This is a genomic window from [Borrelia] finlandensis, from assembly GCF_030438365.2.
GTDB classification, from domain to species: Bacteria; Spirochaetota; Spirochaetia; order Borreliales; family Borreliaceae; genus Borreliella; species Borreliella finlandensis.
This window is the reverse complement of sequence record NZ_CP124070.1, coordinates 689,890-705,733: the sequence shown is the minus strand read 5'-3', so window position 1 is coordinate 705,733 and position 15,844 is coordinate 689,890. Positions and strand designations below refer to the sequence as shown.

The window sequence follows — 15,844 nt, the reverse complement described above, 5'->3', positions numbered from 1 at the left end:
ATTAATATGTAAAGCCAACCTTTTAGGTAGCTTTACATATTAATTTAAACCTAATTTTTCGGAGATGATTCTTCAGGTTTTTCACTCTCAATCTTTTCTACAAAGTTTTGGAAAGAGCCTTCAGGCATAGAAATTTTTTCTCTAAGCTTTAAAACTCTTTTAAAAGTTTCGTGTGCCTTTAATTTACGAAGGGATTCAGTTCCGCTAGTCTCATAAACTTTAAATACAGACTCACTGTCAATATCAGAATCTATTGAAACACTCAACTTATCATAAAGAACTCTTAAATCTTTAACATAAAAGATGAAATTTTGCTCTTTTGAACTGTGTGACTTTGAAACTCTAAAAGCCTTAAATCTCATTTTACTTGAAGCAAGAGGATAATTTGGAACATCGTCTTTAATTATTCTAGATGATATATTAGGAATGTAGTTAGGATTTGACCAAATTAAATCAGCCCACCCTTTAAACTTTAAAGTACCCATAGAATAAGCATATTCCATGCCATTCATATCTTCAAATAAAACCTCAAGATCTATCTCATATCCTAAACTATAAACAGATACTTTAATTTCTTTCATGGTTTTAATGTTATCAATAAGACCTTTGCCTAAAAATTGATTACCACTTTCCCCTGAATAAAAAGGAATTTTAAATGGTGGCATAATCATAGCAGATGATTGAGAATAGCTTGGAAATAAAACTCTTACCCCCAAAATAGTATCACCTGCGTACCTTTTTGATTCACTCTTAACAACAGCAGGGGCAACAACTGAATTTTTAACGTAGGCTTGCAACCTTGCAGAAGGAGTAAGTAAAACGCTCCAATTATTTATCCCAAGATCTACAACCATATCTTCCGGCTTAACAATACCAGAAGCGCCCGAATATACATAATCAACATAATTTGTAAGATCAAGTCTAGTTGAACTTGGATCTCTTGCAAGCTCGGCAAAATCTAAAACTAATTCTCCAGGCTCTGCCCTTTTAGAACCCTCTGTTAATCCACCAGTCTCTTGAGCAAAAAGAACAGTGGATAATAAAAAAAATAAAATACTTTTAGCTTTCCTTTTCATGTAAACCAACTCCTTATATATAAATCTTTTATAAAATTTTAGTTTTTTAATTATTTTTATTAGTAAAATTTAATTTATCAACTTTGCTCCTTTAAGATACACCCTTCAACAAGAATAACAAGCTTTTTCATCTTGCCAGGATAGTTAAAGCGCATTGTTTTTATTAAAGACATAGCAAAATATTTAACCTTAACATCAAAAGATTCATAAGATTCATTATAATCACCATTATTAAAAGAATCATAAAATTCTCTTGAAAGATTTACATAATAAACTCCATTCTTTAAAAAAGAATATAAGAATCTTGCATCACTTAATAAAAACCCAAAAGAAAAACCTTCATTGCTTCCTAAAAGAAAATCTTTTACTAAAAGATCCAAATTATCTTTCAAAGTTTTTTCATCTCTTAAATATCTTAAATTAGCAACAAATCCCTTGCTAGAATGAAAATAAAAAACCTTTTTTGAAAAAAAATTATCATAATTTAAAAAAACCATACAAATAGAAAACAAAAAGCTTACTGCCAAAGACCCAAAAAGCACCCTAATCATATGCTCTTTTTTTGAATTTAAAAATTTATAAATCACTACATTATATTTAAAAAATACATCCGAAATATTATTTTTCATAAAAATTTATAAATTCCATTAAAGCTTTAAGTATTAGAATATTAAACTTGCTCATGTAATTATAATCCAAAATTAATTTAGCATCTAAAATATTGGATAAAAACCCCATTTCAATCAACACAGCAGGCATACTGCTGTTTTTTATTACAAACCATTGCTCTTTTCTGATTGGCCTAATATTAGTTTCGCTTAACTCATTTTTAAACACTTTATACAAAATCTCAGCCAATCTTTTTGATTCATATTTATATTTAATATCTAGTATATCATTAAGCTCGCTTAAGTATCTATTACCTTTAATATCATATCCCTTAAAATCTTTAATAACTTCTCTTTTTGAATCCTTAGGAAGATACCAAAACTCAACTCCTCTAGCTTCACTGTTTGGAGCATCATTAGCATGTATGGATAAAAATATAACATTATTTGGAAAATTTGGCTTTATTGCATTTGCAAATTCCGACCGTTCTTTTAAAGTTAAATAAACGTCATTTATACGAGTTAACAAAATATTTTTATTTACAAAATAATTACTTAAAATTTTAGACAAATATATAGAATAGGTTAATGCAAAATCTTTTTCCTGAAGCACAACGTCATAACCATTTATCTTTAAAGTCACAACAGCACCAGTATCATGCCCACCATGTCCAGGATCAATGATTATTGAAGTAATTCTGGGTTTATTATAGTCTTTAAGAGAACTAAAATAATTTTCAATTTGTTTTAATACCTTTTGACTTATTAAAATTTCTCCACGAACGTCAATAATTGGGTCCACAAACATATAATAACCAGAAGATGTAAGCGCATATTCAAAGCCTACCCTAAACTTCAAATATCCCTTATCATTTTCAATTGTAAAAACATCATTTTCAATGTTAAAATCAAACTTAAAAACATTAGTATCAAAAAAATCAAGAACATTTAAATAATCGGGGGGCTTAGAATACAAGCTTAAATATGAAAACAAAATCAAATCAATCAATAATATCATTTTCCCAAAGCTCAATGGCACTCTTTAAGTCTCCTTTGAATCTTAAGCTATTTTTAGTAATCTCACCTTTTATCTCCTTAAACTCTTTTTGGAAGAGAAAAGGATTAATTTTGTATTTTAAACAAATTTTGCAAAACCTTAAAAAAGAAAAAACAACGCCATTTCCAACAAAAATTGGGACATAATTCTTAAGTAAAAAAATCAAAAAACTTTTGCTTTTGGTTAAATTTTCTGGCGAATTTAATGCAGTATACTGGATTCTCAGCTTTCTATAAATATAAACATGTTCCCCAAAATAAATAGCTCTTAGTCCAAAATCTATTCTTTGAAAATATTCATTTTGAATCCTTCCATCAAAACCTCCAAGCTGTAAAAATTTCTCTTTAGAATAAAGTCCGCAATAATCCATGGTAATCAAAGTTTTTTCATAGTCTTTCTCAGAATTTACTAAAATTACCTTAAACTTTTGCTTTTTATCTATACTGGGAAGAAAAATTGAAGGAATCATTTCTTCTTCTTTATCAAAAAACTCACCACCAACAAGAAGAACATTTTTTTTTACTATTTCATCGAATATATTTGGAATCCAAAAGGGATTTAACAAGTACATATCACTTTGCAAAACAAAAACAAAATCACAGCTGGATTCTTTCATTGCTAAATTAACCTTTTCCCCAGAATTCAAATCGTCAGAAAGTAAAATAAATTTTAACTTACCATAACTTTCTGAGATAAATTGCAAAGAACTTCTATTGCTCTGTTTTTCAATTGAAATTATTTCTCTTATAAAGTCAAAATTTGATAAAAATTCAAACAAATCTTCTCTAAAAATTTTTGTTCCTCTGCTTAATATTACAAAAGAAATTCCAAAAGAAGATTTTTGTGAATAATTATTTTTAGATTGAATAACAGTATATGAATAGCCACTACCTGGAAGACGCATAAATTACTTTCAAAATCCTTATAATTAAATTATAATAATCATATGTTACATAATACAATGCTAATTGCAAGAATAATGAATATTAATACATTATTCTACGGCATGATCATTATCATTTTTGCACTCATTTCTTGCAATCATAAGAATATACAGTACGACAAGAGAATTAAAAAATTTTTAGATAAAAACAAAATTGAATATAAAATAGACTCAGAAAATGACTTTATAGCATTTAAAGATATAAACAATAACGAAAAAGAAGAAGTGATCATCAGATCAAAACTAAACTCATATAAAAATTCAAAGATAAGAGAAATATTTGGAATTGTCAAAGTATTTGATATAAACACACCAAAAATAAAAGAAATATCTGACTCGCTTATGAGCGATAGTTATAATAACAGAGTATTTGGATCGTGGGAGATTATTCATAATGCAGAAAGAGGAATCAACTCTTTGGTATATATTGTAAAAGCAGAAGAATTTGCAAATGATACATTTTTGCTTGATGCAATTGACGAGATCACCTCAACAATAAGTATTTTCAAAAAAATAATAACAACCAACAACGAAAACATTGATAATAATGAAGAAAACAGCAATACAAACGAATCAAATGAGCAGCCTACCTTAAAGCAAGAAAAAACAAATTCAACAAAAGAATCTAATAATGAACTTAAAGAAGATCAAATAGAAGAAGAACTTCAAGAAATCAAAGCCCAATAATTTCAAAATCATTCTACTAATAAAGAATTAACATCAAAGCAAAAATGAACCTTGTCGCCTATTTTTATTTGAAATTTAGAAAATGAGCCCCTTGGAAGCTCAAGAGCATACCTTACCTTATAAAGAGAATTAACATTTGCCCTGGAATACGGTTCTAAATCATAAATCTCTTTAATAATTCCATTTGAATCAATATAAGCTATTTCAAGCAGAAAAGGTGTATTTTCCATCCAAAAAGATAAATTTTGATCTTTTTTAAAAACAAAAAGCATTCCATTGCCATATTCAACTTTTTGAGTCCCCATGTAACCTTTTGCCCTATCAAGCTCATTAGATGCTATTTTTACAACAAACTTAACCCCATTTATCATAATTTCTTTATCGTAAAAATGATCAGCAAAAGATAAAAAAGACATTGACAAAACTAAAAATAAAAACCGTTTTAAAATTTTTTTCAATTATCAGCCTTATTAAAAATCATTTATTATAATTTGAAATATAAGATTTTAAAGTCATTCTTAAAATATTTTTATTTAAAACAATAATAAAATCACCAAGATCCCATAAATAATTCAAAGACGTTACCAGTGTAGCCTCGCCAAACTTTTTCTTTACCTCAATAAAAATTGCATACTGAGATATTAATTTTTTATCAAAAACAAAAGTGTACGAAAACATTTTATTTTTGTCAAAATTAAAAACAGCATATTTTAAATGGGTTTTAGCAATAAATTGTAAAGTCTGCTTCCTAGCATAAGGAAATTCAACTTCTTCAACATCATAATAAAAAATAGTGCTCTTTAGAACATTCTCTTTAACAGAATCCATGCTAGAACCCATAACAAAAGATGTAAAAATAGAAAATAAATAAAAAACTGTAATACCCATACAAAGCCTTTAGCCATAAACAATATAAAGAAAAAGTATAACAAATAAAAAACTTGAAAATAAATAAAGCAAAATATCAACATTAATCCCAAAATGGAAAAGCCTTACAAAGGTCCTAGAAGCTGCTCTATCACTTACCATTCTTGCTCTTTCTTTTCTTTTAAAGGGTTTTTCTTTAAGTTCTTGAAAAGGACTGTAGTGACAATTAGGACAACCTTCTCCAAAAGCAGAAACTGGACCTACATGCCTACAATTTGGACATTCGATATCACCAAGCTTAGCAGCACAATTGGGACAAACAGATCGATTAAGTCCAACTTTTTCGCCACATTGCTCGCAAAAAACTTCAAAATTTACCTTTGCCAAACGAAAATTCCTCAAATTTTACTTAAAAATAAGTATTTAAAATACTATATAATTAATTATAATAAAAAATATATGAATATTACATATTTAAGGAATACTAAAACATGAAATCGGGATTTGCAGCAATACTTGGTAGACCATCAACTGGAAAATCTACCCTTTTAAATTCAATATGCGGACATAAAATATCAATAATATCCCCTATTCCGCAAACAACTAGAAATAAAATAAAAGGAATCTTTACGAACGACAGAGGACAAATTATTTTTATAGACACACCAGGATTTCATCTGAGTAAAAAAAAGTTTAATATTGCAATGATGAAAAATATCCACTCTTCAATAGGAGAAGTTGAACTCATTTTATACATAATAGACATTCAAGACAAACCTGGAGAAGAAGAAAATAAAATGTTAGAAATAATTAAAAACTCTAAAATTAAATTTTTAGTAATACTTAATAAAATTGACCTTAAAAATACAAAAATAAAAGAAATAACGCAATTTCTAAAAGAAAAAGGAATAGAAGATAACAATATAATTAAAATATCTGCTGAAAAAAAAATTAACACAGAAGAACTAAAAAATAAAATTTATGAAAATTTTTCAGAAGGCCCACTTTATTATCCACAAGAATACTACACCGATCAAGAAATAAATTTTAGAATTAGTGAAATAATAAGGGAAAAAGCTATTGAAAACCTAAAAGAAGAACTTCCCTATTCTTTGTATGTGGATATTGATACCTTAGAAAATAAAAAAGGAAGTCTTTTTATCAGAGCAAATATTTTTGTAGCCAATGAAAGTCAAAAAGGAATAATTGTAGGAAAAAACGGAAAAGAAATAAAATCAATAGGAGAAAGAGCAAGAAAAACAATTGCAAAAATTTTTGAAACAAAATGCAACCTATTCTTACAGGTAAAACTTAAAAAAAATTGGAACAAAGAAGATAAGCTAATAAAAAGACTTATAAATTAACAAACATTTAACTACATTTTTTTAAATTCTTGAAACTTGAAAAACAAAATGCTAAAATTTACCTAAATTTAAATTAGGAATAAAATGTGAAAACAGCACACTGGGCAGATTTTTACGCAGAAAAAATAAAAAAAGAAAAAGGTCCAAAAAACTTATACACAGTAGCATCGGGAATTACTCCATCTGGAACCGTGCACATTGGCAATTTTAGAGAAGTTATTTCGGTAGACCTTGTAGCAAGAGCACTAAGAGACTCTGGATCAAAAGTAAGATTTATTTATTCTTGGGATAATTACGACGTATTTCGAAAAGTTCCCAAAAATATGCCAGAACAAGAACTTCTTACAACTTATTTAAGACAAGCAATAACAAGAGTCCCTGACACAAGAAGCTACAAAACAAGTTATGCAAGGGCTAATGAAATTGAATTTGAAAAATATCTGCCTATAGTGGGGATCAATCCTGAATTCATCGACCAAAGTAAACAATATACCAGCAACACTTATGCAAACCAAATAAAATTTGCACTTGATCATAAAAAAGAACTATCTGAAGCATTAAATGAATACAGAACCTCAAAGCTTGAAGAAAATTGGTATCCAATCAGTATATTTTGTACAAAATGCAATAGAGACACAACAACTGTAAATAATTATGACAATCATTACTCTGTTGAGTATTCATGTGAATGTGGAAATCAAGAATCTCTAGACATAAGAACCACATGGGCCATTAAACTTCCCTGGAGAATAGATTGGCCTATGAGATGGAAATATGAAAAAGTTGACTTTGAGCCTGCAGGAAAAGACCACCACAGCAGTGGCGGCAGTTTTGATACATCTAAAAATATTGTAAAAATTTTTCAAGGTAGTCCTCCTGTAACATTTCAATATGACTTCATTTCAATAAAAGGACGTGGTGGAAAAATATCCTCCTCATCAGGAGATGTCATATCGCTCAAAGATGTTCTTGAAGTCTATATACCCGAGGTCACAAGATTTTTATTTGCTGCTACTAAACCAAATACTGAATTTTCAATCTCATTTGATCTTGATGTAATTAAAATATACGAAGATTACGACAAATTTGAAAGAATCTACTATGGAATAGAAGATGTAAAAGAAGAAAAAAAAAGAGCATTTAAAAGAATTTACGAACTATCTCAACCATACATGCCAAGCAAAAGAATCCCTTATCAGATCGGATTCAGGCATTTAACCGTAATCTGTCAAATATTTGAAAATAATATAAATAAAATTTTAAATTACTTGAAAAACGTTCAAGAAGATCAAAAAGACAAACTAATAAATAAAATAAATTGCGCAATTAATTGGATAAGAGATTTTGCACCCGAAGATTTCAAATTTTCATTAAGATCTAAATTTGATAATATGGAAATATTAGAAGAAAATAGCAAAAAAGCAATTAATGAGCTTTTGGATTTTTTAAAGAAAAATTTTGAAGTTGCCACAGAACAAGACATTCAAAACAAAATATATAAAATTTCAAGAGAAAATAATATAGAGCCTGCTTTGTTTTTTAAACAAATTTATAAAATTTTAATTGACAAAGAAAAAGGGCCCAAATTAGCTGGATTTATCAAAATAATTGGTATTGAACGCTTTGAAAAGATTACAAGTAAATGCGTTTAAGCCTTAAAATTAATAAAAAAATAAGTCATAATTATATGACTTATTAACACTTTAATACAAATAAATCGTTACTTTAACTTTCCTTGACTAGCAACAGATTCCATTGCCTTTTTAATTTTGCTCTCATCACCTAGATAGTAATGTTTAATGGGGTTTAAATCTTTATCTAATTCGTAAACTAAAGGAATGCCTGTAGGAATGTTAAGCTTTAAAACATCTTCTTCACTTAAATTGTCAAGATATTTAACAAGCGCTCTTAAAGAATTACCGTGAGCAGCAACAATAACTTTTTTACCTTCAAGAACTTCTTTTGCAATCTCATCAGTCCAATAAGGAATAACTCTTGCAACAGTATCTTTAAGGCACTCTGTTGAAGGAAGTTCCCTTTTGGGGATATGTTTATATCTTGGATCTTTTATGGGATGACGAACATCAAACTCATCCAAAGACATTGGGGGCACATCATAACTACGTCTCCAAATTAAAACCTTATCTTCCCCATATTTTGCAGCTGTTTCTGACTTATTTAAACCTTGCAAAGCCCCATAGTGCCTTTCATTTAATCTCCAGGTTTTTTTTACACTAATATAAGATTGCCCTAATTCTCGCAAAATAATATTTAAAGTGTCATTAGCCCTTGACAACAAAGAACTAAAAGCAATATCAAAAGAATAACCTTCTTGTTTGAGAAGCAAACCCGCCTCTACAGCCTCATCGATACCCTTGTCAGAAAGTTTAACATCTGTCCAACCAGTAAAAAGATTTTCTTTATTCCACTCACTCTCTCCGTGTCTTACTAAAACTAATTTATACATAAAATCTCCTAGCATATTATTTTATTTACCAATACTAATAATTATAAATTAGCATAAAATCTAGTCAAGATTTAAGCCTTAGTAATTAAATAATGATATACTTTAAAATACATTAAGCTTTAAGTTTATCAAGCAAGGAAAAGAATTTATGGAAAATCAAAAAATTTTGGTAGCAAAATATGCAATTGATCACTATATCAAAAGCAATATGAACCTTGGAATCGGAACAGGTACAACTATTTATTATGCAATAAAATATTTAAGCGAAAAGATAAAATCGGGTAGCTTAAAAAATTTAAAATTCTACACAACAAGTAGTGATACAAAATATTTACTCTCAAAAGAACAAATTCCTTATGAATCAAATTTTTCAAAACTTAACAAAAATCTAGACATTGCAATTGATGGAGCTGATGAAATTTTATTAGAAAAAAAAAGCTTAATAAAGGGAATGGGGGGTGCTCATCTAATGGAGAAAGTAATAGCCTACAATTCAGAAACATTGCTAATAATAGCAGATGAAACCAAAATTGTTAAAAAATTAGGAACAAAAATGCCTATTCCCATAGAAGTTGCCCAAAATGCTGTTGGATTTATTATGACTAGACTTGAAGAAATGAATTTAGAGGCAACCTTGAGAATTTGTAAAGAAAAAAAAGGACCCACTATAACTGATAACAATAATTATATCTTAGATGTAAAAATGCATGTGGAAAATCCTGAAGGAACAGAAAAATACTTCAAACTATTTCCAGGTATACTTGAGATTGGAATATTCAACCATAAAAACACAAAAATAGTTTATTACCAAGACAAACAAATCAAGGAAGCCTAAACTTAACTTTAAAAAAGTTATCATTAAAATAGTTTATAATTTTTACTAAATAAAAATCTAACTTGAACCTTTCTCTCCCTTTTAATAGCATAATATTATCATCAAAAACAAACTTTTTACTTAAAGTTGAGCAGTAATTAATAAACTGAAAAAATTGTTTTTCATTGTACTCAAATCTAAGCCTAAGAGCCCTGAAGCTGACACCTTGAATGGTTCCAAGCCCCTGAATAAAATGATAAACAAAAAACTCCAAATCCTCTAACAATTCAAACATTACTAAGTGATTATTTGCTTTAACAAAACTGCCAGTTTTTCTAATCAAAGCTCTTACATTATTATTCTTGTCATTACAAAAAAGCAAGCTTACAGCATGCAATCCTAATCCTAAATACGGCTTTAACTCCCAATTTAACTTATTGTGTCTGCTCTCATGCCCCTTTAATGCAAAATTAGTAATTTCATAATTAATGTAGCCATTGGATTCCAGACACTCGAGAGCATAAAACCATAGTTTTTCCGAATCAATGCTGTTGTCAAAATCTCTCAAGATAAAGTCTTCCTCTTCACATATAAAATCGCTAAAACAAATATGCTCAGGCATATATGAAAGCAATTCTTTCAAATCTCGCTTGAGATGAGATTTTTTTTGCAAAGGCATATTGATAGTCATGTCAATATTCAAATCAAAAGGAAACTTTCTAATATTGTTAATTAAAATACTCAATTTTTCATAAGAAATTTCGGGTATCCCCACAATCTTTCTAAACTCTAAAGAAAAACTTTGAACATTAAGATTAATTCTAGTAATACAAAATTCATCCAAAAGTTTGAATTTTTCAAAATCAACATAACCTGGAATAATTTCTAAAGTAAATTCTTCTAATAAAGCCAAATTAATATACTTGAACAAAGAAGTGAAAATAAATTTTAAATTATCTTGCCTAGATAAACAAAAATCTAAGTGCTTAATGTAAAGTGTTTTTATAATTGGATGACCCAACAAGATTAAATGACATTTTAATTCCTCTAAAATTCTATTAAAAATGCTAAAATCTTTACAACAAAATGACAAATTAATATAAAGACTTAACTCGACAAGAGGTAAAAGATCTACTCTCATAATTGGTCTTTTAAAAATTTAGGTTTAATTATAACATATATAAAGTATAAATATTAAAATATATTTAAAAAATATAATAAATAAGGTAGATTTGAAGGAGATTTTTTAATGACCAAAGACTACTACAATATACTTGGAATACAAAAAAATGCTAGTAATGAGGAAATAAAAAAAGCTTACAAAAAATTGGCAATAAAATATCACCCAGACAAAAACAAGGGAAACAAAATAGCTGAAGAAAAGTTTAAAGAAATAAACGAGGCTTATGAAATTTTATCTTCTCCTGATAAAAAAAGAAATTATGACTCTTTGGGAAACACAAATTTTAATGTCAACAACGACCATTTTGAAAGAGAATTTAGCAGCACAAGATTTGGCAATTTTGAAGATTTAGATTTTTTTTCCAAAATCTTTGGCGGATCCTCAAGAAAAACAGCAGACAGAGAAATAATTGTAAATATTTCACTTTATGATGCTTACATGGGAAGTAAAAAAACAATACTTATAAACAACAAAAAAATCGAGGTAATAATTCCAAAAGGAACATTAGAAACAACTACAATAAAAATAAACAACAAGGGTCCTATTAATCCAATTTCTGGAATAAAAGGAAGCTTAATGGTCAAATTTAATATATCAAGTTATAAAAATTTTAAACTGAATGGGAAAACCTTAGAAACAACAATAGAAGTTTACCCTTGGGAAATAGCTTTGGGTTGCGAAAAGCTATTTGAAACAATTGAAGGGAAAAAAATAAAACTTAAAATCCCATCAGATGCAAAAAATGGAGAAATTCTGAACTTAAAAGGATTGGGGATGCCTATAATTGGAAGCAGCTCAAAAAGGGATCTTAAAGTCACTTTGATAGTAAAAATTCCAAAAATAATAAATAATGAAGTAAAAACTATTTACGAAAGATTAAAAGAGATATACAGCTAAAGTGTTTCTGAAAATAAATGACCAAAATTTTTTAAATTTGCCTCCCAACCCGACCTATATTCATTAAATTTATTTATTTTAGATTCATATTCTTTGATTCCATCCTCAATATTATCAAAATTTTTAGCAATATCCACTGAAAACTGAAAAACATCCCCTTGTCTGGGAGCAAGAGTAAAAAAAGCAAATTTCCAATTTCCAGAATTTATAGTAGATACAATCCTTTTTTGGAAAACATAATCAGAGATTAAAACAAATTTTTGAAACTCTTTTCTTCGTAAATAAATAAGCTCATTCCACTCATTAAAAATAGCATCTGGTAATTCGTTTAAACCAATCTCAATTATATTATTAATAGATAAAAGAATTTGTAAAATTTCTAATAAATTTAAATAATAGCTATCAAAACATTGAATTGTAATTTCAAGCAAAGCAATTTTTATAAGTAGTTTAGAAATGTCAAGACTATGATCTTTCATAATTTTATCAATTCTCTCTTTTGTGTGATCTATAATAAATTTTTTATGAGTTTCTTTAATATTGCTACTTTTTTTAATTTGCTCTACTTTTTCATAATAATCATTAATTTCTTTATTAATTACATCTAAATTATTACTATTGGCCTCATTGGAAAAAAAATCCAATGAATTACTAAGTCGATCTAAAAATTCTTCTTGAATAAAAAATGTGGCAATTCTTATGCAAGAAAATGGAGCCTTGCTCTTTTTTTCAAAATTTTCAATTTTTTGTTTAAGATCTACTCTAAAATTTAAATATTTAAGCTTGTCTAAAAATTTATTAAAACAGGAAACATCTTCTAACAATTCATCTTCATGAATGTCTAAAAATTGGGAATTAGGATGATATTTTCTTATCAAATTTTTAACAATAAGTAAAGTATCTAAAAAAATAGCTTTATTGGCACCCCAAGATTTATTGATACTGGGATTAAAATCCCTATAAATCTTATCCAAAAACAAAAGTTTATCTTTTAGCAAATTGGCATCGTTAATAAGGCTTGACTGTTCTCGATAAGAATAATAATTTATTAAACTATACCTAAAAATGCTAAAATTAAGATATTTTTGAAAATCAAAAAATCTATAAAATCCTAATGAACCAAAATCAAAAAACTTCATGCCACAATATCATCTTATTTAAGATCTACTTTATCTTTTTATACAGGTTTAAAAGTATTGGAGACGCTATGAATATAGAAGAATAAGTTCCAACAATTACCCCTACCATAAATACCAAAGAAAAATCTTTTATAGATCCTTCAGTAAACACATAAATAGAAAATACTGCAACAAATGTTGTAACTGACGTCAAAACAGTTCTTGATAAAGTTTGACTAATACTTATGTTTAATACATTTAAAAATGTGTTATCGGTTAATCGCTTAACATTATCTCTAATCCTATCAAAAATAATTATTGTGTCGTTTAAAGAATATCCAATAATGGTAAGTATTGCCACAATAATATAGCTATTAATCTCTATTCTAAATACCCCTAAAAAAGCAACTATAAAAAATATATCATGAAATATTGAAAGTATGGAAGCAATAGCATAACTTAGTTTAAATCTTAAAGTTATATAAATCAAAATCAGGATAAATGTTCCTAATACTAAAAATACTGACCTAATTCTCAAAGTAGAAGAAAAACTTGAATCAATAAAATAAGAATCCAAAACTTCAATATTAGCATCAAATGTTTTTTTAAGTTTATCTAATATTGTTTTTTGAACTTCTGTTTTAAAAGCATAATCAATCACATCAGACTTTACCATAATAGAGAATTCACTTTTATTCTGATCTGGTGAAAAAATACTATTAACATCTAAAGTCTTATAAATTGGAGAGAATATTTCTTTAATTTCATTTTCTTTAATATTTGATTTTTCTATTGAAAGATTAATATTAACCCTAGAAGAAAAATCTATTCCCCAATTGTATCCACCATGATAAAAAAAAGTATAAATAAGCCCAACCAAAATAAAAACGGCACTAACAATTAAAACATTGCTTCCATATTTTGAAAAATTAATTACTCTTTGCATATTTTGAACTCCAAGATATACTTATAAGTTTGCTTTTTCTAACAGATATGATAAATTCCAAAATAAATCTTGAAAAAATCAAACTACTAAAAAGGGATGCCACAATTCCAACAGAAAGAGACCAAGCAAAACCTTGAATAACTCCTGTCCCAAGAAGAGTTAAAAAAAGCACCGCAATAAATGTTGTTATATTTGCATCCATAATTGATAAAAATGCCTTTTTAAAACCATCTTCAAAAGCATTTTCAAATCTTCTGCCTTCTCTAATTTCTTCTTTAATTCTCTCATAAATAACTATATTTATGTCAACGGCCATACCCATTGTCAAAATAAGACCTGCAACACTTGTTAAAGTTAAAGTAAAATTAAAGGCCGACAATATCGCTAAAATTAAAAATACATTATAAATAACAAGTGAAAATCCAGCTACAACACCACTCAAGCCATAATAAACACACATAAACAAAAAAACTAAACAAAGAGCAAGCGCAGAAGCTTTAATGCCAAGATCAATAGTCCTAGCACCAAGAGTAGGCCCTATTATTCTCAAATCATCTATTTTAATATCAACTGGAAAAGCTGCAGTTTTAAACACTAAAGCAAGATCTTGGGCCTCTTTTTTATCAAAAGAATCACCTTGAATTGAAACGTTGCCCCCAGTAATAGCATATCCAATTCCTGCCACAGACTTAATTTTACCCTCCATAACAACGGCCAAAGACTTTCCAACATTTTTTTGAGTAAATTTAAAAAATTTTTCACTTCCATCAACATCAAGGCTAAAGGCAACAGTATCTCGGCCCGTTCTAGGATCGTTAGAAACCCCAGCATCTTTAATGTGAGCACCATCAAATGAATTTTCAGGGCTTGCATCAACTACATAATAACGAACTGATGACTCATCATCCACACCATAAGAATCTTTAACATACCAAGGAAAAATTTGTTTACTATCTGGAAGGTTCATGCTTGCCTGAATTTCAGGAATAGAAAAAAGAGAGCCCGCTTCTAATATTTTTCCATGTAAAAGAGATGTAGACTCATCATCAACCACATAAAAAGTCAAATTACCTTTACCGCTCAAAAGAGTGCTTACTCTACTCTCATCTTTTTCTCCAGGAATATCTAAGAAAATTTTATTTCCCCCGGCTTCTCTTACAATTTTAGGCTCTGTAAGCCCGAACCTATCTACCCTATCTTTAAGAATTTGCATTATCCGATAAATGGCATCCTCTCTCTCAGCAAAAGTCAAAGAACGACCTAATTTTTTTTCAACACTTGAATAATCAAGAGAAATAGTAACACTCATCCCTCCAGACAAATCAAGCCCAAGATGTATTATTCTGCTTTTGCCCCTCTTTATGTTCTCATAATACCTATAAATCTCTAAGCTTACTTCTCCCATATCCGAATCAGTCAAAAATCCTTCACGCAAGATTTTAGCAGTAAAAATATTAGGTGGAATTTTCATTGAAGACCTATAATTATTTTTTGCTATTGGAATTAAATAAGACAAACTAGCTGGAATACTGCTATTGGGATCTTTATTATACAGTTCCTTAAGCTTAACAAGATCATTCAGGGCTTTTTTCTTTGAATAATCCCTTAAGGCCTCTTGTGAATATGAGCTTATTTTTTTATCCTCAACGCTCATTAAAAAATACCATTTTAAAGTCGGAAATATTAAAAGACATGCAAAAAACGTCACCAACAATATTAATATAAGCTTAGATCCTTTTTTCATTATACAAATCCTTAAAATTTTTAAAAAATACCATCATTAGCTAACAGTTCTAATTTTACCTTTAAATAATACC

Annotated in this window: 17 protein-coding genes; 5 read left to right on the top strand and 12 right to left on the bottom strand. The window is 28.2% G+C overall.

What is annotated here, in order from left to right; translation table 11 throughout:
• Positions 1 to 50: 50 nt before the first annotated feature.
• The 4 genes from flaA to QIA19_RS03905 all read right to left on the bottom strand — a co-directional run bounded on the left by flaA (position 51) and on the right by QIA19_RS03905 (position 3,645).
• Positions 51 to 1,076: a flagellar filament outer layer protein FlaA gene (flaA, locus tag QIA19_RS03920; RefSeq protein WP_008882275.1), complete on the bottom strand. Its 1,026-nt coding sequence runs from the start codon at positions 1,074 to 1,076 to the stop codon at positions 51 to 53.
• 77 nt (positions 1,077 to 1,153) lie between these two features.
• Complete coding sequence (locus tag QIA19_RS03915) at positions 1,154 to 1,705, bottom strand: flagellar filament outsheath protein (RefSeq protein ID WP_301365967.1); 552 nt, start codon at positions 1,703 to 1,705, stop codon at positions 1,154 to 1,156.
• Entirely contained in the window at positions 1,695 to 2,693 is a 999-nt protein-coding gene (locus tag QIA19_RS03910) for an N-acetylmuramoyl-L-alanine amidase (protein ID WP_301366241.1), read from the bottom strand. Before QIA19_RS03910 ends, QIA19_RS03915 begins: the two co-directional genes overlap by 11 nt.
• Positions 2,686 to 3,645, bottom strand: a complete 960-nt coding sequence (locus QIA19_RS03905; RefSeq protein ID WP_008882190.1) for a glycosyltransferase family protein — start codon at positions 3,643 to 3,645, stop codon at positions 2,686 to 2,688. Before QIA19_RS03905 ends, QIA19_RS03910 begins: the two co-directional genes overlap by 8 nt.
• A gap of 57 nt (positions 3,646 to 3,702) precedes the next feature.
• On the opposite strand from QIA19_RS03905, the gene QIA19_RS03900 reads away from it, so the two are divergent.
• Positions 3,703 to 4,371: a hypothetical protein gene (locus tag QIA19_RS03900; protein ID WP_301366240.1), complete on the top strand. Its 669-nt coding sequence runs from the start codon at positions 3,703 to 3,705 to the stop codon at positions 4,369 to 4,371.
• A gap of 8 nt (positions 4,372 to 4,379) precedes the next feature.
• On the opposite strand, the gene QIA19_RS03895 is transcribed toward QIA19_RS03900, so the two are convergent.
• Genes QIA19_RS03895 through QIA19_RS03885 form a run of 3 tightly spaced genes read right to left on the bottom strand, consistent with a single transcriptional unit; the run spans position 4,380 to position 5,625 of the window.
• Complete coding sequence (locus QIA19_RS03895) at positions 4,380 to 4,829, bottom strand: DUF192 domain-containing protein (protein WP_301365964.1); 450 nt, start codon at positions 4,827 to 4,829, stop codon at positions 4,380 to 4,382.
• Between the two features lie 19 nt (positions 4,830 to 4,848).
• Entirely contained in the window at positions 4,849 to 5,259 is a 411-nt protein-coding gene (locus tag QIA19_RS03890) for a hypothetical protein (protein ID WP_301365962.1), read from the bottom strand.
• Positions 5,260 to 5,268: 9 nt separating this feature from the next.
• Entirely contained in the window at positions 5,269 to 5,625 is a 357-nt protein-coding gene (locus QIA19_RS03885; protein WP_301365960.1) for a hypothetical protein, read from the bottom strand.
• A gap of 104 nt (positions 5,626 to 5,729) precedes the next feature.
• On the opposite strand from QIA19_RS03885, the gene era reads away from it, so the two are divergent.
• Both era and lysS read left to right on the top strand, forming a co-directional pair.
• Positions 5,730 to 6,602 carry a GTPase Era gene (gene era, locus QIA19_RS03880; protein WP_301365958.1) on the top strand — a complete coding sequence of 291 codons (873 nt, stop codon included), beginning with the start codon at positions 5,730 to 5,732 and terminating at the stop codon, positions 6,600 to 6,602.
• An 86-nt stretch (positions 6,603 to 6,688) separates the two neighbouring features.
• Complete coding sequence (gene lysS, locus QIA19_RS03875) at positions 6,689 to 8,254, top strand: lysine--tRNA ligase (protein ID WP_301365956.1); 1,566 nt, start codon at positions 6,689 to 6,691, stop codon at positions 8,252 to 8,254.
• Between the two features lie 68 nt (positions 8,255 to 8,322).
• Here the strand turns inward: lysS and gpmA are convergent, their stop codons facing one another.
• Positions 8,323 to 9,069 carry a 2,3-diphosphoglycerate-dependent phosphoglycerate mutase gene (gene gpmA / locus QIA19_RS03870; RefSeq protein WP_301365954.1) on the bottom strand — a complete coding sequence of 249 codons (747 nt, stop codon included), beginning with the start codon at positions 9,067 to 9,069 and terminating at the stop codon, positions 8,323 to 8,325.
• Positions 9,070 to 9,217: 148 nt separating this feature from the next.
• On the opposite strand from gpmA, the gene rpiA reads away from it, so the two are divergent.
• On the top strand, positions 9,218 to 9,904 hold the full coding sequence (gene rpiA / locus QIA19_RS03865; protein WP_301365952.1) for a ribose 5-phosphate isomerase A: 687 nt from the start codon (positions 9,218 to 9,220) through the stop codon (positions 9,902 to 9,904).
• Here rpiA and psgB read toward each other — a convergent pair.
• Positions 9,891 to 11,024, bottom strand: coding sequence for a HemN-related non-iron pseudo-SAM protein PsgB (gene psgB, locus QIA19_RS03860; RefSeq protein WP_301365951.1), 1,134 nt, complete (start codon positions 11,022 to 11,024; stop codon positions 9,891 to 9,893). The two genes, rpiA and psgB, sit on opposite strands and share 14 nt — an antisense overlap.
• A 108-nt stretch (positions 11,025 to 11,132) precedes the next feature.
• Between psgB and QIA19_RS03855 the strand changes: the two genes are divergently transcribed.
• Positions 11,133 to 11,963, top strand: coding sequence for a DnaJ domain-containing protein (locus QIA19_RS03855; protein ID WP_008882211.1), 831 nt, complete (start codon positions 11,133 to 11,135; stop codon positions 11,961 to 11,963).
• Here QIA19_RS03855 and QIA19_RS03850 read toward each other — a convergent pair.
• The 3 genes from QIA19_RS03850 to secD are packed head-to-tail and all read right to left on the bottom strand — an operon-like array spanning position 11,960 to position 15,771.
• Entirely contained in the window at positions 11,960 to 13,102 is a 1,143-nt protein-coding gene (locus tag QIA19_RS03850) for a hypothetical protein (RefSeq protein WP_008882215.1), read from the bottom strand. The two genes, QIA19_RS03855 and QIA19_RS03850, sit on opposite strands and share 4 nt — an antisense overlap.
• A gap of 25 nt (positions 13,103 to 13,127) precedes the next feature.
• Positions 13,128 to 14,027 (bottom strand): protein translocase subunit SecF, encoded by a 900-nt coding sequence (gene secF, locus QIA19_RS03845; protein WP_301365948.1) that lies wholly within the window; start codon positions 14,025 to 14,027, stop codon positions 13,128 to 13,130.
• Positions 14,011 to 15,771, bottom strand: a complete 1,761-nt coding sequence (gene secD / locus QIA19_RS03840; RefSeq protein ID WP_301365946.1) for a protein translocase subunit SecD — start codon at positions 15,769 to 15,771, stop codon at positions 14,011 to 14,013. The genes secF and secD overlap by 17 nt, the downstream gene beginning before the upstream one ends.
• Positions 15,772 to 15,844: the final 73 nt, after the last annotated feature.